17 protein-coding genes are annotated in these 19,308 nt (G+C 45.5%); 13 read left to right on the plus strand and 4 right to left on the minus strand.

Features of this window, described 5'->3' with window-relative positions:
* Positions 1–34 precede the first annotated feature (34 nt).
* Together MHB63_11335 and MHB63_11340 are read left to right on the plus strand one after the other, a co-directional pair.
* Positions 35–406 (plus strand): metalloregulator ArsR/SmtB family transcription factor, encoded by a 372-nt coding sequence (locus tag MHB63_11335; protein MEK3807123.1) that lies wholly within the window; start codon positions 35–37, stop codon positions 404–406.
* Entirely contained in the window at positions 396–2,531 is a 2,136-nt protein-coding gene (locus MHB63_11340) for a heavy metal translocating P-type ATPase (protein MEK3807124.1), read from the plus strand. The genes MHB63_11335 and MHB63_11340 overlap by 11 nt, the downstream gene beginning before the upstream one ends.
* A gap of 271 nt (positions 2,532–2,802) precedes the next feature.
* On the opposite strand, the gene MHB63_11345 is transcribed toward MHB63_11340, so the two are convergent.
* Entirely contained in the window at positions 2,803–3,768 is a 966-nt protein-coding gene (locus tag MHB63_11345) for an L-lactate dehydrogenase (GenBank protein ID MEK3807125.1), read from the minus strand.
* A gap of 263 nt (positions 3,769–4,031) precedes the next feature.
* On the opposite strand from MHB63_11345, the gene MHB63_11350 reads away from it, so the two are divergent.
* The 5 genes from MHB63_11350 to MHB63_11370 all read left to right on the plus strand — a co-directional run bounded on the left by MHB63_11350 (position 4,032) and on the right by MHB63_11370 (position 8,706).
* Entirely contained in the window at positions 4,032–5,297 is a 1,266-nt protein-coding gene (locus MHB63_11350) for an ammonium transporter (protein ID MEK3807126.1), read from the plus strand.
* A gap of 24 nt (positions 5,298–5,321) precedes the next feature.
* Positions 5,322–6,302 (plus strand): DUF294 nucleotidyltransferase-like domain-containing protein, encoded by a 981-nt coding sequence (locus MHB63_11355; GenBank protein MEK3807127.1) that lies wholly within the window; start codon positions 5,322–5,324, stop codon positions 6,300–6,302.
* Positions 6,299–7,030, plus strand: coding sequence for an exonuclease domain-containing protein (locus MHB63_11360; GenBank protein MEK3807128.1), 732 nt, complete (start codon positions 6,299–6,301; stop codon positions 7,028–7,030). The genes MHB63_11355 and MHB63_11360 overlap by 4 nt, the downstream gene beginning before the upstream one ends.
* Positions 7,031–7,501: 471 nt before the next feature.
* Positions 7,502–8,398: a YegS/Rv2252/BmrU family lipid kinase gene (locus MHB63_11365; protein ID MEK3807129.1), complete on the plus strand. Its 897-nt coding sequence runs from the start codon at positions 7,502–7,504 to the stop codon at positions 8,396–8,398.
* Complete coding sequence (locus MHB63_11370) at positions 8,395–8,706, plus strand: iron-sulfur cluster biosynthesis family protein (GenBank protein MEK3807130.1); 312 nt, start codon at positions 8,395–8,397, stop codon at positions 8,704–8,706. The genes MHB63_11365 and MHB63_11370 overlap by 4 nt, the downstream gene beginning before the upstream one ends.
* Before the next feature lie 106 nt (positions 8,707–8,812).
* On the opposite strand, the gene MHB63_11375 is transcribed toward MHB63_11370, so the two are convergent.
* Positions 8,813–10,387 (minus strand): IS1182 family transposase, encoded by a 1,575-nt coding sequence (locus tag MHB63_11375; protein ID MEK3807131.1) that lies wholly within the window; start codon positions 10,385–10,387, stop codon positions 8,813–8,815.
* 199 nt (positions 10,388–10,586) lie between these two features.
* On the minus strand, positions 10,587–11,078 hold the full coding sequence (locus MHB63_11380) for an NTTRR-F1 domain (protein ID MEK3807132.1): 492 nt from the start codon (positions 11,076–11,078) through the stop codon (positions 10,587–10,589).
* 195 nt (positions 11,079–11,273) lie between these two features.
* Here MHB63_11380 and MHB63_11385 point away from each other — a divergent pair, with 195 nt between their 5' ends.
* The 5 genes from MHB63_11385 to MHB63_11405 all read left to right on the plus strand — a co-directional run bounded on the left by MHB63_11385 (position 11,274) and on the right by MHB63_11405 (position 17,674).
* A complete protein-coding gene (locus MHB63_11385; protein MEK3807133.1) occupies positions 11,274–12,278 on the plus strand; it encodes a LacI family DNA-binding transcriptional regulator in 1,005 nt (334 codons plus the stop codon).
* A 92-nt stretch (positions 12,279–12,370) separates the two neighbouring features.
* Positions 12,371–14,485, plus strand: a complete 2,115-nt coding sequence (locus tag MHB63_11390; GenBank protein ID MEK3807134.1) for an amylo-alpha-1,6-glucosidase — start codon at positions 12,371–12,373, stop codon at positions 14,483–14,485.
* Between the two features lie 62 nt (positions 14,486–14,547).
* The gene (locus MHB63_11395) at positions 14,548–15,798 is read left to right on the plus strand and encodes an ABC transporter substrate-binding protein (GenBank protein MEK3807135.1); all 1,251 of its coding nucleotides are present in this window, start codon (positions 14,548–14,550) and stop codon (positions 15,796–15,798) included.
* 139 nt (positions 15,799–15,937) lie between these two features.
* Positions 15,938–16,834: a sugar ABC transporter permease gene (locus MHB63_11400; protein MEK3807136.1), complete on the plus strand. Its 897-nt coding sequence runs from the start codon at positions 15,938–15,940 to the stop codon at positions 16,832–16,834.
* A 12-nt stretch (positions 16,835–16,846) separates the two neighbouring features.
* Positions 16,847–17,674 (plus strand): carbohydrate ABC transporter permease, encoded by an 828-nt coding sequence (locus MHB63_11405; GenBank protein MEK3807137.1) that lies wholly within the window; start codon positions 16,847–16,849, stop codon positions 17,672–17,674.
* Positions 17,675–18,331: 657 nt separating this feature from the next.
* On the opposite strand, the gene MHB63_11410 is transcribed toward MHB63_11405, so the two are convergent.
* Entirely contained in the window at positions 18,332–18,664 is a 333-nt protein-coding gene (locus MHB63_11410) for a hypothetical protein (protein ID MEK3807138.1), read from the minus strand.
* Positions 18,665–18,774: 110 nt separating this feature from the next.
* Here MHB63_11410 and MHB63_11415 point away from each other — a divergent pair, with 110 nt between their 5' ends.
* Positions 18,775–19,263 (plus strand): TlpA disulfide reductase family protein, encoded by a 489-nt coding sequence (locus tag MHB63_11415; protein ID MEK3807139.1) that lies wholly within the window; start codon positions 18,775–18,777, stop codon positions 19,261–19,263.
* Positions 19,264–19,308: the final 45 nt, after the last annotated feature.

Below are 19,308 nucleotides of genomic sequence, written 5' to 3' on the forward strand. Positions count from 1 at the left end.
TCAAACGATGATTTGAATGTGGGGTGTGATGTAAATGAATCTGCAGGATGTTTGTGAAATCACTTGTGTTCACTCAGAGAAAGTGGAGCGGGCAAAAAGAAAGGCTGCACAGCTGGATACAGGCAGGGCTGTGAGAATCTATAAAGCACTTGCTGACGAAACGAGACTTAAAATTGCTTGTGCTCTTTTAGAAGAGGGCGAGCTTTGTGTCTGTGATGCAGCGGCCATCACCGGCACAACAACAGCAACCGCATCGCACCATTTGCGGCTTTTGAAGAATTCCGGTCTTGCAAAGTTCCGGAAAGAAGGAAAACTTGTCTATTATTCATTGGATGATGAGCTTGTAAAGCAGCAGATTCGGATTGCTTTTGTTCATCAAGAGGAGATGAGCATCCATGGAAGCTGAACAATCAGCCGAGAGGAATGTGTACCGGGTACAAGGTTTTACATGTGCAGGCTGCGCCGGGAAGTTTGAGCGGAACGTAAAGGAACTTGACGGAGTGACGGATGCGAAAGTGAACTTCGGTGCCGCCAAGCTGACCGTGATAGGGAAAGCCAGTATCAAAGAAATTGAGAAAGCCGGTGCGTTTGAGCACCTGAAAATACTCCCTGAAAAAGGGGCTGTGGAAACGCCGGCAGAGCCTTTTATTAAAAAGCATGCGGCATTGCTCGCATCAATAGGTTTCATTGCTTTCGGTTACTATTCTCTTTTTGCATATGGAGAAGAAAGTATGCCGTCTATTCTGGCTTTTCTGGCTGCAATGATCATTGGGGGATATTCGCTTTTCCTCACGGGATTTAAAAATCTGATGCGCCTCGAATTCGATATGAGAACGCTTATGACAATCGCTGTCATTGGCGCTGCAATCATTGGAGAGTGGAGTGAAGGGGCAGTTGTTGTGATCCTCTTTGCCATCAGCGAAGCGCTTGAATCCTATTCGATGGACAGGGCGCGCCGGTCGATTCGTTCTTTAATGGAAATTGCCCCGAAAACCGCCCTGATCAGGAGAAATGGCCAGGAATCGCAGGTTGGGGTGGATGACATTGAGGTCGGAGATTTAATGATTGTCAAACCGGGACAAAAAATCGCTATGGACGGAAGGGTTATAAAAGGATTTTCTTCTGTTAACCAGGCTCCGATTACCGGTGAATCAATGCCTGCCGAAAAAAGCCCCGGTACAGATGTGTTTGCCGGAACGCTGAACGAAGAAGGATTTCTTGAAGTTGAGGTCACAAAGCTTGCAGAAGATACGGCTATTTCAAAAATCATCCATCTTGTGGAAGAGGCTCAGGCTGAGCGCGCCCCTTCACAGGCATTTGTTGATAAGTTTGCGAAATATTACACGCCTGCCATTATGGCTGTCGCGTTGTTGGTTGCTGTTCTTCCGCCATTGCTTCTTGGCGGTGCATGGGAGACGTGGATTTATCAGGGGCTTGCTGTTTTAGTCGTGGGATGCCCGTGTGCACTCGTCATTTCTACACCTGTATCTATTGTAACGGCAATCGGCAATGCGGCTCGGAACGGAGTGCTTATTAAAGGCGGTATTTACCTTGAAGAGCTTGGCAGCATTAAGGCTGTTGCTTTTGATAAAACAGGAACCTTAACTAAAGGAACACCGGCTGTTACGGATTTTGAAGTTCTTGCAGGAGGCCGTTCTGAAGATGAATTTTTCACAAAGGTTGCCGCTCTTGAAAACAAATCACAGCATCCGCTTGCATCAGCTGTCTTAAAGAAGGCCAGAGATTTGAATCTTTCGTTTGAATCTCCAGTGGTCGAAAACTTTATATCTGTCACAGGAAAAGGACTGAAAGGAAAAGTTGACGGCGAGTGGGTTTATGTGGGTAATCAGTCTTTATTTGAGGAATCCGCTAAGCTGGATTTTGAATGGACCGAAAGAATGCAGTCCCTGCAGAGAGAAGGAAAAACCGTTATGCTTGCGGGTACAGATAAAGGGCCGCTTGCTCTTTTAGCTGCAGCAGATGAGGTGCGGGACAGCAGCATCAGGGTGATCGATCAGCTGAAGGAGCTTGGGATCAGCAAGACCGTAATGCTGACGGGAGACCATGCAGCAACTGCTGAAGCGGTGGGCAGACAGCTCGGCGTTTCGGATATAAAAGCGGACCTTCTTCCGGAAGATAAATTAACAGCCGTTAAAGATGTGCAGCAGACCTATGGCAAGACCGCTATGGTGGGTGACGGAGTAAACGATGCTCCTGCTCTTGCAGCAGCTTCAGTAGGAATAGCCATGGGCGGAGCCGGAACCGATACGGCGCTTGAAACAGCGGACGTAGCGCTGATGGGAGATGACTTGAAGAAGCTGCCGTTTGCCATTGACTTAAGCCGCAGAACCCTTGTCATCATCAAGCAGAACATCGCGTTTGCACTCGGCCTTAAGCTCCTCGCGCTGCTTCTTGTCATTCCCGGCTGGCTGACCCTCTGGATCGCCATTTTCGCAGACATGGGAGCAACCCTGCTTGTGACAGCCAACGGATTGCGTCTATTAAGAGTAAAAGAAAAAAGAGACAGCTAGATTGGAAGAACACGGACCTTACGGGGTTCGTGTTTTTTTGGGTGGAATAAGTGCTTTTGGGAATTTATGACCCTTAAGAGGTCTTCGTCATGTCTGGCGGTCACAAACTTCTGCCTATATGACTCTTCAGACAATTCTGCCGCAGCTAAAGGGAACAATCCAATCTCTAATCATACTCTCTCTCATTCATCTGCTAAAAAGCTCACATTCCAACGCAAAACACTCCGGCTTCCCAAGAGCCGGAGTGCTTCAGTCTTCCTCTCTTTCTTCCTTAAGCAGGTGCATCTCCCGGCCAAAACGGAGTCAGGATCTCCTTCAGCACCCCTGCGCTGTGCCGGAACTTGCTCTGTTCGTCTGCGCTTAAGTCAAGCTCTACGATTTCCCTGATGCCGTCGCGGTTAATAACGGCGGGCACACCGATGTAAACATCAGATTCGCCGTATTGTCCGTCGAGACGTGCAGAAACGGTGAGCACGCAATTTTCGTTATGAAAGATGGCTCTTGTGATGCGGACAAGGCCCATGGCAATGCCGTAATACGTGGCGCCTTTTCTCTCAATAATCTGATAGGCTGCATCGCGCACATTTTTAAAAATCTCATCCAGGTCTTCTTTTTTATAAGTGCTGTTTCGTTCAATCATTTTCATAACAGGTATGCCTCCGACGTCCGCAGTGCTGTAGACAGGCAGCTCGCTGTCTCCGTGCTCGCCGATGATGTAGGCGTGAACGTTGTTCGGAGCAATTTTAAAGTAATCTCCAAGCAGGTAGCGGAATCTGGATGTATCAAGGATTGTCCCTGAACCAATTACTTTTTCCTGAGGCAGTCCGCTGTATTTCCATGTAGCATACGTGAGAATATCGACGGGATTTGTTGCAACGAGAAAAATGCCGTCAAACCCTGATTGCATGACACTCTCGGTAATTTCTTTGAAAATCTTCAGGTTTTTTGAAACAAGGTCAAGGCGTGTTTCGCCTTTCTTCTGGTTGGCGCCTGCACAAATAACAACAAGGTCTGCGTGTTTGCAATCTTCATAGTTTCCGAGTCTGATGGCAGTCGGATTCGGAGCAAAGACTTTTCCGTGATTCAGATCCATGACATCTCCAAGGGCTTTTTCGGCATTCGCGTCAATCAGAATCAGTTCATCTGCTATTCCCTGATTCATAAGAGCAAACGCATAGCTTGATCCTACAAATCCGGTTCCTACAAGCACTACACGGTTTATTTTTTCCTGTGCCACAGTGCAACACCCTCCCGTTATTATGTGAAAAACTTCACAATATAATTTTACCTTAAAAAGGGAAAAATGTCCATGAGAAAAGCGTAGCCGGACAATTCCCGTTATGAAAATATAGGTCAATTCATCAATGTTAGGATTTATGACATGATTTACAGAAAACTGGTTGACAACAATTAATATTCAGATAGAATAAAGAATAATAGTTTAATGTTATATTTTATAACATCTAATGTAAGGTAAAAACCATCAGGGAGGACATTCAATTGGATTCGGTGTATTTATTAAACAGTTTATGGGTGGTGCTGGGTGCCATTCTTGTCATACTTATGCAGGGAGGATTTATTCTGCTTGAAGCGGGCTCGACCAGAATGAAAAATGCAGGACATATTGCAGGGAAAACGATCTTTACGTTTGGTCTTGCATCGCTTATCTTCTGGGCGGTTGGATTCGGATTTATTTTCGGTGACAACTCCAATTTCTTTGTTGGACTGTCTCATTTTTTCTACTCAGGATATGAGCTTGAGGGGATGAATTTATCATCATCTGTTTTCTTTCTTTTTCAGCTTGCATTCGCAGGAATTGCGATTACCATTGCTCTTGGCGGATTTGCTGAGCGCGCGAAACTCTCGGTTTATCTTGTGTTCACTGTGCTGTTTTCGGCGCTGGTGTATCCTGTAGTCGCTCACTGGATTTGGGGAGGCGGATGGCTTGCAGAGCACGGCAAGCAGGACTTTGCCGGTTCCACCGTTGTTCATTTAACAGGTGCTATGGCTGCTTTAGCTGCTACAATTCTGTTAAAGCCCCGCTTCGGAAAATTTAATCAGGATGGCTCTGCCAACAATATTTTCGGCCACAACCAGGTCTTTACGGCTCTTGGTGTGCTCGTGCTGTGGATTGGCTGGTTCGGCTTTAATGCTGCAAGTACGCTTGGAGTGGAAGATGGCTTTTTCGGCTATGTGGCTCTTAATACGAATCTTGCGGCTGCTGCAGGCGCGGTTGCAGCTCTCCTTGTTTCATGGGCTGTTCTTGGGAAATCAGATGTTCCGACGATGCTGAACGGGGCACTTGCCGGGCTTGTCGCGATTACCGCTTCATGTGCATTTGTTGAAACGTGGGCAGCTGTTCTAATCGGATTTGTTGCCGGAATTCTAGTTTTTTATAGTGTGAGATTTTTTGAAAAGAAAAGAATAGACGATCCGATTTTTGCCTTATCTGTTCATGGTGCGGCAGGAGTTTGGGGAACCATTTCAACCGGATTCTTTGCAGCACCGGAACTCGCAACTGTCGGAAAGCCGGGACTTTTCTACGGAGGAGGCTTTGAACAGCTTGGCGTCCAGATTATGGGTGTTGGGGTGTCAGGTGCTTATGCCTTCATCGTTTCATTCGTTATTCTTTTCGCAGTGAAAAAGCTGATGGGCGGCCTGCGTGTGACAGAGGAAGAAGAAATAATGGGTCTTGATATGAGTGAGCATGGAAGTTACGGCTATCCTGAAGTATTCTTATCAAAAGAGGATAAGGTCAGCTCGTAATGGAGCGAAAGGGACGTGCGGTTCATGGGAGATAGCTACGGGTCAATCAGGGAGTGGAGAGAGAAAGAGATTCAGAATCATATGTCTGATGCGTATTCGCTGAATGTGTTTCATGACCGGGTCATGCGGGCGGTTTTCGAAAGGTCTCTGCAGATTGTGAAGGAGGAGAAAGGGGATCCTCCTTCGCCCTATGCGTGGTTTGTCATGGGGAGTGCAGGGAGGTTTGAACAGGCGGTCGTAAGCGACCAGGATCACGGGATGGTGTATGAAAAAAGCGGTGCAGCTGAAGAGGAATATTTTCTGGCTCTCGGAAAAGAACTATCGGATGGACTTCATGCTGCAGGCTACCCTTATTGCGAAGGAAAAGTGATGAGCTCAAATCCTTTATGGTGCAAGTCGGCAGAAGGATATGAAGGGCAGCTCGACAAATGGATGGAGGATGTCAGCTTTGAATCGATGAGATACCTGCAGATCTTCATTGATGCAAGAACGATGGCGGGAAATGATAAGCTGCTTATCCGTTTAAAGCAAAGAGTGGACAGTTATCAAAAGCAGTCGCCAAAGCTTCTGAAACGGTTTTTGGATACCATCATGCACATCAAACCGTCTGTCGGACCGCTCGGCCAGATCTTTACAGAAAGCAGCGGCCATTATCAGGGGTGCCTGAACATTAAACAGGCCGCATTTCTTCCGTATGTCAATGCGGTGAGAATTCTTGCTATTAAAGAAGGGATCATGGAATCCTCCACCCTTGACCGGATAAACGGCCTTTCCCGGCACGATGAATATAAAAATGACCTTGAAATCTATAAAGACAGTTTTCAGCGATTGCTTCAGTTCCGGATGTCGAATTTAAAGAGAATTAAAGAGTATGATGATGTGCATTATCTGCCTGTACAGGACCTCACCCGGGCGGAAAAGAAGGAACTGAAAACCATTTTAAAAAACGGGAAGAAGCTGCATCACTACGTTCAAGTGATCATTGAAAAGGGTGTTCATTCATGAAGTCGAATCCGTTTATTCATTTTATCCGGGAAGTGCACGGCAAGTTTCAGACGAGTGTTTTCGGGACGGCACAGGGCGGGCAGAATTCCCAGCAGATTGCCTTTTTAAGGCAGCTTCAGCGGGAGATGAAGGCTGAGGAAGTGATGTCTGTTCCTTTAGAAGAGTTTTCCGCTGTCGTGTTTGATATTGAAACGACGGGTTTTTTTCCTGAACAGGGAAATGAAATCATCTCAATCGGTGCGGTGAAAGTGAAGGGGAGCGAGATGCTCGAAGACGAGCGGTTTTATACACTTGTCCGTCATGAAAACGGCCTTCCTGATGAAATCAGCACGCTGACAGGGATTACAGAAGCGGAATTGGAAGGGGCACCGGCGCTTGAGGAAGCACTTATTCAGTTTTTTAAATTTGTGAAAGGTGACACCCTTGTAGCGCATCACTCATCGCATGAAAAGAAGTTTATGCAGCACGCAAGCTGGAAGCATTTCCGGGCACCCTTCAAGCACCGGATCGTCGATACTTCCTTTCTTCAGAGGATTGCTGAACCCCATACGGATTATGTCAGGCTTGAAGACCTGTGCGAACACCGGTCGATCCCTGTGACTGACCGGCATCATGCCCTCGGTGACGCCGTCATGACTGCCAAACTCTGGTGCGGCTACATTGAAGATGTGAAAAAAGAGGGCTGCCGTAACCTTCGGGATATTTATGAACGGATCGCTGCGCTTTAGAAGCATTGCCATATGACTTGGCAGTGCTTTTTCTTTTGGTTCAATTCGTGAATTTTGCTGTTTCTAGGAACAACTTATATGCACCAGTGGACTGTAGCGGAAGGCACTTGACTCCTTGTCTAGCTGCAGCGCCCAACTCCTCTGTCAGAACAAAATCCCCCAAAAAGTCAAACCCGGACTTTTCGGGTGATTTCTTATCTGACTGCCGGAGCAAAACGGGCGCTTCCGCTTTTCTGGGGGATAAAGAGGGCACGGAAGATCCCGCAAGCGCAGCGAGGAAGCTTCCGGCACTCCCCGCGGAAAGCAAGTGACTGGAGCGCAAGGGAATGGGTACAATTCAAAAATAACAATCGGAGTGCAATCACGCTTTCTTTTCATAGAAAAATCAACAATCCATCAATCTAACAGGTTCAAATAATACAGAATAAGGGTAAAGCCATAGAAAAGAACACATTCAAGGGGGAATCGGGTTTGAAGCAGGCGATGCTGATTGTTAATCCATCTTCAGGCAAGGAAAAAGGAGCGGAATATACGGAACATGCCCTGGAAACAATGAAAAAGATGGGCTATGAAACAGAACTGCGGGAAACTGAGGGGGAAGGGGACGCCAGAGACTTTGCACGCGAAGCCTGCGAACGGAGGCTTGATTTTGTTGCGGCAATGGGCGGTGACGGAACGATTAATGAAGCAATCAATGGCATAGCTGAACAGGAGCACAGGCCGCTTTTCGGCCTTATCCCGCTTGGTACGGTCAATGATTTTGCAAGGGCGCTGAATATCCCGCTGGATCCGGAAGACGCAATCGCCATGATGGAGCAGCGGCATTCAAGGCGGACAGATGTAGGCAAGATAAACGACCGCTATTTCATTAATATTGTTGCTGTAGGAGCTCTTGCAGAGGCATCTTTTTCAACGCCTGTTGAACAGAAAACAAAGCTTGGTCCGCTCGCCTACATTGTCGAAGGGGTAAAAAAAATGAAGGAAAAGCAGCCGTTTGAACTCCGCGTCAAGCATGAAGAGGGCGTGTGGGAGGGAGAGGCGCTGCTCATGCTGATCGCCCTGACGAATTCGGTGGGCGGGTTTGAAACCATTGCGCCGGAAGCAAAGGTCAACGACGGCAAACTGCACGTCATGATCATAAAAGATATGGCCCTGCCTCAATTTCTTCTGCTGCTTCCAAAAGTTCTGACCGGGGATCTGGCAGAAAGCGAGCAGGTTGTCTACTTAAAAGTTCCCGAGGTAGATGTTTCCTCTACATACGAAATGATTGCGAATGTTGACGGGGATGAAGGGGATAAGCTGCCTGTGAAAATTGGAAATTTAAAACGGCATATTGAAATATTGGTTCCGAAGGAGGATGAGAAATGAAAATGACTGTCACAGACATTGCAATGGAACAGCTGAAAGACATTCCGGAAGATAAAATGCTTCAGCTCTCGCTTGACCGCGGAAGCTGTGACATTGTGAATACACTTTATGAAATGAGAGTCGTCCCTAAGCGCAATCCGGCAGAATATGAAAAAATACTGGAGGCGGAAAAGCTAAGCATCCTGGTTGATCATGATTTTGAAGAAGCCTATGATCATGAGCTGACCATTGACTATTCTAACAACTTTTTTGTTTTTAAAAATAAGAATCAGACCTTCAACAATCGAATTGGCTTAAGATATGTATAAAAAGAAAGAGGCTGGGACATAACTAGCTTCGAATAATGAAAAAGGCGAATTTGAGCTTGCTCAAATTCGCCTTTTTCTGTTTTATGAAGGAAGTCATTCTGCTACCTTAATGGTTGGCAGTGAATTTTCTTAGATTCACTGCCATTAACGCGAGGCCCATTTCGTTTTCGACCTTCGATTTTCCTCGTACAGAAAATCGAACGAAACGCAAATTAGCCTTCAAGAATCCAAAAACTGGTTCCACATCGATTTTGCGTCTTCGATAGATGGCACCTGTTTTTTCCTCTGAAAGCTTCTCTTTTACATATTCTTTTTGCTTCTCCCATTCCTCATTCAACATGAGTCTTCGATTGTTTTCTTCTTTCGCTTTTGTACACGATGAACGAAATGGACATCCTGAACAGTCTTCACACACATACACTTTGTAGTTCCGTTGAAAACCTGTTCGGTCTTGACGGGTAGATGAAAAGCGGAATGTCAGCTGTTTTTGATTTGGGCAGGTGTAGCTGTCGGATTCTTTATCATAGGCCCAGTTGTCCGGATGAAGAATGTTCTGTTTGTGCTTCTTCTTTTGTTCTTTCAAATACATGTTATATGTAATCAGAGCTTCGCGGTTTCGATTCGAGAGGATATCATGGTAATTTTGTTCACTTCCATACCCTGCATCTGCGACGATGTGATTCGGCAGCTCGAAGTAATTCTTCTCCATCTCATCTAAAAAGGGAATCAGTGTACGTGTATCGGTGGGATTCCAGAATAGACTGTAGGCAAGTGTATATTGGGCTTCGGTTGCGATCTGCACGTTGTAACCGGCTTTTAGCTGTCCGTTTTGCATATAATCTTCTTTCATTCGCATGAATGTCGCATCCGGATCTGTTTTTGAATAACTATTCCGTTTTCCTAAGATCTCAAGGTCCCGTTGGTATTTCTGTTTGCGCAAAATAAAGTCCAGCAACTGCTTTCGCACTTGTTTCGGGTATTTGCGCTCCGTTCGTAACGCTTTCCGTTCTGAAACATCTGTTGAAGCTTCGATTTGTTTATGTTTATCATACTCGGTTACGACATCGTCTACTTTTTCAGCCATTTGGGTGAGTTCTTTCAGTGATAACTGTTCATCACTTTCACGTTTCATCTCAGGGATGATCTCGTTTTCCAACAGCTCATTGTATAACTGGTTTGATCTTTCCACGAGACTTTGTTGGTATTTTTCAACGGATTTCTTCCAGACGAAGGTAAACTTATTTGCGTTCGCCTCAATCTTCGTACCATCAATAAAAATGGCCTCTTGATCAATCAGTTTTTCTTCAATCAATTGGCATCGAAATTGCACAAAACACTGGCGGATTAACTCTTTTACGTCGGATTGAACACGGAAACGGTTAATCGTGCGGTAACTGGGCTCGTATCCTTGTGCCAGCCACATCATGCGAAGGCTGTCTTTTAACAACGCTTCGATCTTGCGACCTGAGAACACAGATTGCGTATAGGCACATAAGATAATTTTCAGCATCATGCGTGGATGATAGGAAGGACAGCCTTCCTTTCGAAGAAAGGATTCAAAGGCTTCAGGAGGAATGCTTTCAACTAAGTGGTGGACATGAAACGCAATATCATTATCTTGTAATTTCACTTCCAAATCTAAAGGCAAAACTAATTGATTCATGATATAATCTTTAAACATAAGGACCCTTCTTCCCGATGAAATTTTGTGTGGTAACTTTATTTTATCAGAAGTGGTCCTTATTTTAATTCCCAAACATAATAAAAGCCGGTGACATTTTACTCGTCGTAAAATGTCACCGGCTTTTTCAGTTCAGAGGAGGGTTTTGTCCCAGCCTCTTTCTTTCATCCTGAAAGCAGAAACACACACCATTACACCATCAGCTCTTAATTAACGACTGTCTGCTCTCGATCAGTTTGAAAATATCCACAACCATAGGTTCTTCTTCAGCACCTGAAAACAGTTCAACGCCGGTTACAAGTACATCTGAAGAGCCTGCATGAGGCAGCTTGTTGATTAAAATCAGTGCCTGGGCTGTTCCTGCTGGTGCTGCAGATACGGCTTCCCGAACGTTCATCGTTCCTTTATTGCCGGCATCAAAGGCAATGTTTTTGATAAGGCCGTAACCAAGGAAAGCGTACGAAGCGCTGTAAAAAACAACAGAGATTGTAAGCGGAGCTTTGACATCTGATAAAGAAACAAGAAGGTCCAGCGTCTCCCCGGGATTAACTTTTACATACTGTGAGATACAGCTGTTGACGGTACCGCCATGAAGTCTGGCAGCAGACGGTGCTGCAGGTGATGTATTTGTACAGGTCCACGGCAACAGGGACCCCGCATCAAAATGACCATTTATCATCCGATTGTTCATAGGTTCATATTCTCCTTTAGAGTAGTCTCCCTACTATATGTACGTGCCTAATCATTTGACAGTGCTAGTAACTATAAACCTGATATTCAATTAGCAAACCTGAAATATATTCCCGATGAAAAACATTTGCAAACGTTATCATTATCATGTAAGATGACTATCAAAGGCATCCGAAACGTTTTGGAGGAAAGTATTTTGACTACGATAAAAGACATTGCGAAAGCGGCAGGCGTGTCGGTAACGACTGTATCACGGGCACTGAACGGCTATTCCGATGTGAATGAAAAGACAAGACGAAAGATTATGGAGATTGCCAAGCAGCTCAATTACAGCCCGAACACGCTGGCAAGAGGACTCGTCATGAAAAAGTCCAAAACCATCGGCATGCTTGTATCCGGCATGAACCGGGTCAGCTCCAAAGACAATTTCACTTTTGAGGTTCTCTCGGGCGTGAATGAATGCATTTCAGAACGCGATTATGATCTGGTGCTTTTCAGTACGACAACGACAAAGCAGAGGGAGAAAACGTACTCCCAGCTGTGCAGGGAACGAAGAGTTGACGGAGTCATTCTTCAAGGGATGAAAATCGATGATCCTTATTTGAAGGAAGTTGTAGAAAGCGACATCCCGTGTATGCTGATTGATATCCCGATTTCATCAAATAGCGTGGGCTATGTCACAACAGACAACGTTCTTGGGGCGAAACGGGCAGTTCGGCATCTCATTCAATCCGGCCACGAAAACATCGGCCTGGTGAATGGCCATGATCAGGCTTATGTCAGTAAGCAAAGGCTTAAAGGTTATATGGAAGCCCTGCAGGAAGCGGGACTTCAAGTAAACGAGCAGTATATTGCGAGCGGTGACTTTACGGAGGAAAAAGCCGAGGAAGCAGGAACGATGCTTTTAAAAGAACACCCTGAACTGACAGCCATTTTCTGCGCAAGCGATCTTATGGCGCTTGGCGTGATAAAAAGTGCAAAAGCAGCGGGACTTTCCGTGCCCGAGCAGCTTTCTGTCATCGGCTACGATAACATTCTGCTTGCCGCCTATTCATCACCTCCACTGACGACCATTGCCCAAAACAAGTTTGAACTCGGCTACAAAGCAGCGAATGCACTCATAGATATGCTTGAAGAAAAAAGCGGTGCGCAAGTGATTACACTTGAAACAGAACTGATTATAAGAGAGTCTGCAAAATAAAAGCCACTTACGTGGTACTGCCAAAAACCGAAACGTTTCGGAACGTGCTACACAAAATCCAAAACGTTTCGGATTCACCAAGGAGGACATTCATGGATTACAGAGTGATTAAAGAAAACGACCTGTTTCTTCTAACAGACACAAACGGGAATATACCTGAAAACCATCCGTACGGCTTAGGGCTTTACACAAAGGATACACGCTTCCTGAGCAAACTGGACTTGAAAATCAACGGTGAAGATCCAATTCTTCTTTCATCTGAAGCGGACAAAAACTACAAATCAAGCATTCTATTGACGAATCCTCATATGGAAAAAGACGGTGAGCTCATTCTGTGGAGAGAATCCGTTGAAATGGAACGATCGCGTTTTATCTATGATGATGTGCTTTACGAAGAAGTGAAAGTGAAAAATTACTTTCCAAAGCCGGTAAAATTTGAAATCAGTGTGCATGCAGATGTTGATTTTCTGGACATGTTTGTTGTCCGCGGATTCCAAAACGGCGATCTTGGCCGCAGAACGGGACAGAAGGTTGAGGAAAACACCCTTACGTTTCTATACGAAGGTGCAGACCATGTAAACCGCAGCACGGTCATTACCTGGGATAAACAAGCGAAACGCGCTGAAGAGAACGGAACTATTGTATTCGAATTTGAACTGGCACATGGTGAATCAGATTCCGTGACATTTGCCGTACAGCCGAAAATTGGCGATAGCAGCGGAAATAAGATGGTGAAAAAAGAAGAGGCTCTTGAAAAGCTTGAGGCTTCCTATGAAAACTGGAATGACGGCACAGCTACAGTGAAGACTGATTTTGCACCGCTGCAGCGTCTGGTTGACCGCGGACTGAATGATATGAGAGTGCTTCTAACAGACGTTGGATTTGGACCTTTCCCGGTAGCAGGACTTCCTTGGTTTGGCGTTCCATTTGGACGTGACAGCCTGATTGCCGCACTTCAGATCCTTCCTTTCCAGGCAGAGATAGCAAAGGGCACTCTTCTCACAATGGCCCACTACCAAGGACAGAATCTGGATCCATGGAGAGATGAGCAACCGGGTAAAATCATGCATGAAATCCGGTTTGGAGAGCTTGCAGCGACAGGACAAATCCCGTTTACCCCATACTATGGAACGGTTGACGCTACACCTCTGTTTTTGATTCTTTTATCGGAATATGTGAAATGGACGGGAGATTTCGAGCTTGCTGAATCGCTTGAGACGACCATTGATAACGCTTTAATGTGGATCGACGAATTTGGAGACCGCGATGATGATCTGTTTGTTGAGTATCATCAGGAGTCGAGCAAGGGCATAGCCAATCAAGGCTGGAAGGATTCCGGAGATTCAGTTGTTCACCGTGACGGGGAGTATGCGAAAACGCCGATTGCCCTCGCAGAAGTACAGGGCTATGTTTATCAGGCGAAAACAGGGCTTGCTGATATCTATGAAAAAATGAATCTTACTGAAAAAGCAGACCTTCTCCGCAGACAGGCATCTGCTTTAAAAGAAAGATTTGAAGAAGCTTTCTGGATGGAGGATGTTCAGTTCTATGCCATCGCTCTTGATGAAAAGAAAGACCAGGTCGGCACGATAACATCAAATCCCGGTCACGTTCTGTTTTCAGGCATGCTCAGCGAAAGCCGTGCAAAATCCGTAACAGATATGCTTGTTTCGCCGAAAATGTTCTCAGGCTACGGCATCCGGACAATGGCGGAAGGCGAAGCCGGCTACAATCCGATGAGCTATCACGACGGCAGCATCTGGCCGCATGACAACAGCATGTCACTGCTTGGAATGAGCAAGACCGGCTTCCATCAGGAAACAGCCAAAGTCATAAACGGACTGATTGATGCTGCGTCACACTTTGAATATGACCGTCTGCCTGAATTGTTCTGCGGTTACAGCAGCAAAGGGGGCAAAGCGGTAAAATATCCTGTTGCCTGCTCGCCGCAAGCATGGGCAGCAGGGACACCGCTTGTGTTTATTCAATCTCTGCTCGGGTTATTTCCGGACAGCATAAAGGAAGAAATCACGCTTTCTCCTGTTCTGCTCTCATCAATGAATTCACTTGAAGTACATGAACTCGCAATCGGAAAGGGAAAGCTGTCTCTTTCTATTAAACGAAGCGGAACAGATTACAAAATAGAAGTGCTGAAAAATACGACAGGATTTCAACTTAACACATCTAAGCAGCTCGCACAGAAATAACCCATTATCTGCTGGAGGGACACCTCCTTTAGATCATAAAAAATTGGAAGGGGCAAAAGTACATGAAATCAAGAAAATGGATGGCGGGACTTGGAATTGCTTCAATGTTAATGGCAGGTGTTCTCTCAGGGTGCAGCTCAGACGGAGCTTCTAAGGAAGGGGCAGACGGAGAAAAGACAGAAGTGACACTTGCCGGTTGGGGAGGAAATCCGACGGAAGAAAAGCTTTTAAAGCAGACCATTGCAGACTTTGAAGAAAAGCATCCGAACATTGACGTGAAACTTGAGGTTATTACGGAGCAATACATGGATGTCATTAAAACCCGTCTTATTGGCGGAGAGGGTCCGGACGTGTTTTACCTGGATGCTTTTGAAGCTCCTGCGTTAATTGAAACGGGCGTGATTGAGCCCCTTGATGAGTATGTTACAGATGATTTTGACGTGGAAGATTTTGAAAAGCCTCTTTTAGAAGCATTTATTGCGGACGAAAAAACATACGGTTTTCCAAAAGATTACTCAACTCTAGCGTTATTTTACAACAAAAAAATGCTTGCTGATGCAGGTGTAGAAGTACCGCAGACGTGGGATGAATTCCGAGATGCTGCTAAAAAGCTGACAAAGGACGGGAAGTACGGCTTTGGGGTTGCACCTGAGCTTGCTCGCCAGTTCTGGCTTGCTGAATCCCTCGGGGGAGACGTCGTAAAGGACGGAAAGGCAAACTTCGCATCAGCTGAAGTGGCAGAAGCGTTAAAGCCGATTATTGATATGCACAATGTCGACAAGTCAGCGGTTGAACCTAAAGAAGTTGGCGCAACATGGGGCGGGGAAGTGTTCGGCCAGCAGAAAGCTGCGATGGTCATTGAAGGAAACTGGGCCATCCCGTTCCTTGCTGATACATTCCCGGATGTAGAATACGGAACAGCCGAGCTGCCTTCTGTAAATGGTGAAAAATCAACGATGGCCTACAGCGTTGCGTATGTCATGAATGCTGCTTCTGAAAAGAAAGAGGCTTCATGGGAACTGCTTTCTTACCTGACAGGAAAAGAAGGAATGGAAACGTGGACAAGTAAAGGCTACGCACTTCCAACACGCAAATCAGTTGCAGAAAAGCTTGGTTTTGATAAGGACGAACTTCGCGGACCGCTTGTAGCAGGAGCAGAATATGCAACTGTCTGGTCTGAAGGCACGTCGCTCCCGATTGTTATGAACAACTTCAATAATCAGTTTTTAAGTGCATTTCTGGGAGACCGTCCGCTTGAAGAGGCTTTAAAAGAAGCGGAAAAACAGGCAAACAGCGAGATTGATTCAAAATAAACCGGTGAAGCGGGAGAACAGGGAGCGTTAACTTCCTTTCTCCCTTTATAAAATCTGCACGGCTTCTTTCTGCTGAAGTTACGGCTTCAATGGAAAGAGGCTGTGCAGCAATCCGTTGCACAGGGAGCGTGGCCATTTTATGAAACACCTTTCAAAACGAACATTACGAGAAGCGGGACAGGGCTACTTCTTCATGTCGCCTGCACTATTTGTCCTGCTGCTGTTTATTATCGGACCGATCTTTTACGTTATTTTTATGTCATTCCACAAAGTTCAGCTGCTTGGAACAACAAGCTATGATTTTGTGGCCTTTGAAAACTTCGCGCGAATACTCAATGATACGAGGGCGCAAATTGCTCTTTGGAATACGTTCAAGTACGTTGTCATCGTTGTGCCGTGCCAGACCATCCTTGCTCTGATTCTGGCTGCAACGTTAAATGCCGGCATGAAAGGACAGACCTTTTTCAGGATTGTTTACTTCCTGCCTACACTGACTTCATCAGCCGTACTGACGCTGATTTTCATGTGGATGTACAATAAAAACGGGCTGATCAATAACGTGCTTGATGCGATTGGACTTCCGACGTATAACTTTCTCGGGGACCCGAATATTGCGCTGAACGCGATTATGATCATGAACATCTGGTCAACAGCTCCGTTTTTCATGGTTATTTACCTGGCAGCGCTGCAGGATATCCCGGACTCCTTATATGAAGCCGCTGAACTTGACGGGGCAAATACCATTCAGAAATTCATGAAGATCACTGTCCCGCAGCTGCGTCCGGTGACATCATTTGTCGCCATCATGGGATTGATCGGAACGTTTCAGCTGTTCGACCAGTCATATATTTTTTCAGGAGGATCAGGGGGACCTGACAACTCCACGCTGACGGTCGTTCTATTAGTCTATCAATATGCGTTCAAAAATCTTGGAACGATGGGATACGCAGCAGCACTTGTGCTCATGCTTGCCATCGTCATCCTTGTCGCTACACTGATACAGAGAAAATTTTCAAAAGAAGAGTCGCTATATTAAGGAGGGAGAAACATGAAGAAAAAGCTTGGAGCCGGACGGATCATTGTCTATGCGATATTGATTCTCTATGCCATCACAACACTTGTGCCTTTCCTGTGGGCGCTGTCTTCGTCCTTTAAAACACTGCAGGAAATCGTAAGCGGCACATTGAGCTTTATTCCAAAAAACTTTACACTCGACAACTACAAACAAATCTTCATCGAGCAGGAGCTCTTTCCGAGATGGATGTTTAACAGCGTGCTGATTGCAGTGGTTGGAACGGCACTCAACCTCCTGTTCAACTCCATGGCAGGCTATGCGCTGGCAAGGCTCAGTTTCCCCGGAAAAAAAGCTCTGTTCATCATGATTCTTGCCGTCCTGATGATTCCGGCGCAGGTCACAATGATCCCGAACTATCTGATTTTAAAAGAGCTCGGCTGGCTCAATTCCTACCAGGGTATGATTGTTCCTGCGATGATCAACGCCACATTCATTTTCATGATGAGACAATTTTTCATCAACTTCCCGAAAGAACTTGAAGAAGCCGCAGAGATGGACGGACTCAGCAGACTCGGCACATTCTTTAAAATTGTGCTTCCGCTTGCAAGGCCAGCCCTTGCAGCACAGGCCATCTTCGTATTCATGGGCTCATGGAATGACTTCATGAGACCGCTGATCGTCATGACCGACATTGAAATGTTCACCCTGCCGCTCGGACTTAATACCTTTAAGGGGCAGTACGTCAGCTACTGGAACTATATTATGGCGGCATCCATGGTGTTCACGCTTCCGGTTCTGCTGATTTATGCGTTCTTTAACCGGTATTTTATTAAGGGAATATCGTTTACTGGAGGGAAATGATCTTCGGTTTGGATGGTTCTATTAAAAAGAAGAAAGCGGTTTTTGATGGTTCTCAACAACAGGATAAGTGCCATCAAGAGATGGATTGCTATGTTTGATGGTTCTAAACATCATGATAAGTGCCATCAAGAAAAGGATTACGGTTTTTGATGGTTCTAAACAGCATGATAAGTGCCATCAAGAAAAGGAATGCGGTGTTTGATGGTTCTAAACAGCATGATAAGTGCCATCAAGAAAAGGATTACGGTGTTTGATTATTCTCAACAGCTTGATAAGTGCCATCAAGAATAGGATTACGGTGTTTAATGGTTCTAAAAAGCAATATAAGTGCCATCAAGAAAAGGATTACGGTTTTTGATGGTTCTCAAAAGCAATATTAGTGCCATCAAGAAAAGGATTACGGTTTTTGATGGTTCTCAAAAGCAATATAAGTGCCATCAAGAAAAGGATTACGGAGTTTGATGGTTCTAAAAAGCATGATAAGTGCCATCAAGAATAGGATTGCGGTTTTTGGTGGTTCTCAAAATCATCATAAGTGCCATCAAAAAATCAATACCATGAATTGATGGCACTGAATGGTTCATGCTGTTCCATCAGTCTTCTGCCTAAACAGAAACAAAAAAGGGTGTTCCGGCCTGCTGCCGGGACACCCTTCTTTTATTCTGCATCACCTTTATACTTCAAATAACTGTAGTTCCCCGTCGGCCTGACATCTACCGTTTTCCCGTCTGTATCCTTCACTACCTCAAATTCCTGATACGTTTCTATACGGTAGCCGTCTTCCCATTTTGTGCCGATTTTTTTGTCTTCATAAACAGTGACCAGCTCTGATTCCAAAGCCGCTGTCTCCTGATCCTCTTCTTCAGCAGCCATCGGAAACGTAACAGTTTCATCACTTGTTGCCTGTGGTGTATCCAAATAGGCCATCATCCCGATAAACAAAGCCAAAAAAAGAAAAGTAACGATTGCTGAACTTGTTTTAGAAAGCAAAACGAGCCGCTCCTTTCAGAAAACCATCCTATCTCATGTGTACGCTTGTCTTTTTAGGAATATGCACTTTTGATAAGGAGAATGCTAGCTTTAAAAAGGGAGGAAAAACGTTGAAGAGAATAATCGGACTTGTACTGTCTTTATGTTTTTGCTTAGCATTCCACCAGCCTGCACTGGCAAAAGATCCGCTCGCTCCTGAAATCACACTAAAGGATATGCGCGGGCAGGAACACCATCTCAAACCTCCATATAATCAGCCCGTTGTCCTGAATTTCTGGGCTTCCTGGTGCGGTCCGTGCAAACAGGAAGCTCCCGAGCTAGTCATGCTTTCAAAGAAATATGAAGGAAAAGTGAAAATTTACGCCGTGAATCTAACAGCCCAGGATTCAGAAGAAGGAGCGTATATGTTTGCGAAAGATTATGGTTTCACGTTTCCTGTCCTGCTGGATAAAACGGGAGCAGCAGCCTCACTATTCAGGGTAGCGGCTGTGCCGACAACCTATTTTATCAACAGGGACGGAGAAATTGTTAACGTGCTGATGGGTTATGGGGGAGAAGGGCTTTTGGAGAAGAGGATAAACTACTTGCTGGAACACTGAAGAGCCGGCTCTACGGGAGCAGGCTCTTCTTTATGTTCTAATTCA

The sequence above is a fragment of the Bacillus sp. FSL H8-0547 genome (assembly GCA_038002745.1).
Lineage (GTDB): Bacteria > Bacillota > Bacilli > Bacillales > Bacillaceae > Bacillus_P.

What these genes read in the sequence shown, in the direction of transcription:
- MHB63_11340 (MEK3807124.1), top strand. Translation starts at nt 396, where the DNA reads ATGGAAGCTGAACAATCAGCCGAGAGGAATGTGTACCGGGTACAAGGT.
- MHB63_11360 (MEK3807128.1), top strand. Translation starts at nt 6,299, where the DNA reads ATGAAGTCGAATCCGTTTATTCATTTTATCCGGGAAGTGCACGGCAAG.
- MHB63_11375 (MEK3807131.1), bottom strand. Translation starts at nt 10,387, where the DNA reads ATGTTTAAAGATTATATCATGAATCAATTAGTTTTGCCTTTAGATTTG.
- MHB63_11400 (MEK3807136.1), top strand. Translation starts at nt 15,938, where the DNA reads ATGAAACACCTTTCAAAACGAACATTACGAGAAGCGGGACAGGGCTAC.
- MHB63_11390 (MEK3807134.1), top strand. Translation starts at nt 12,371, where the DNA reads ATGGATTACAGAGTGATTAAAGAAAACGACCTGTTTCTTCTAACAGAC.
- MHB63_11395 (MEK3807135.1), top strand. Translation starts at nt 14,548, where the DNA reads ATGAAATCAAGAAAATGGATGGCGGGACTTGGAATTGCTTCAATGTTA.
- MHB63_11335 (MEK3807123.1), top strand. Translation starts at nt 35, where the DNA reads ATGAATCTGCAGGATGTTTGTGAAATCACTTGTGTTCACTCAGAGAAA.
- MHB63_11355 (MEK3807127.1), top strand. Translation starts at nt 5,322, where the DNA reads ATGGGAGATAGCTACGGGTCAATCAGGGAGTGGAGAGAGAAAGAGATT.
- MHB63_11380 (MEK3807132.1), bottom strand. Translation starts at nt 11,078, where the DNA reads ATGAACAATCGGATGATAAATGGTCATTTTGATGCGGGGTCCCTGTTG.
- MHB63_11405 (MEK3807137.1), top strand. Translation starts at nt 16,847, where the DNA reads ATGAAGAAAAAGCTTGGAGCCGGACGGATCATTGTCTATGCGATATTG.
- MHB63_11370 (MEK3807130.1), top strand. Translation starts at nt 8,395, where the DNA reads ATGAAAATGACTGTCACAGACATTGCAATGGAACAGCTGAAAGACATT.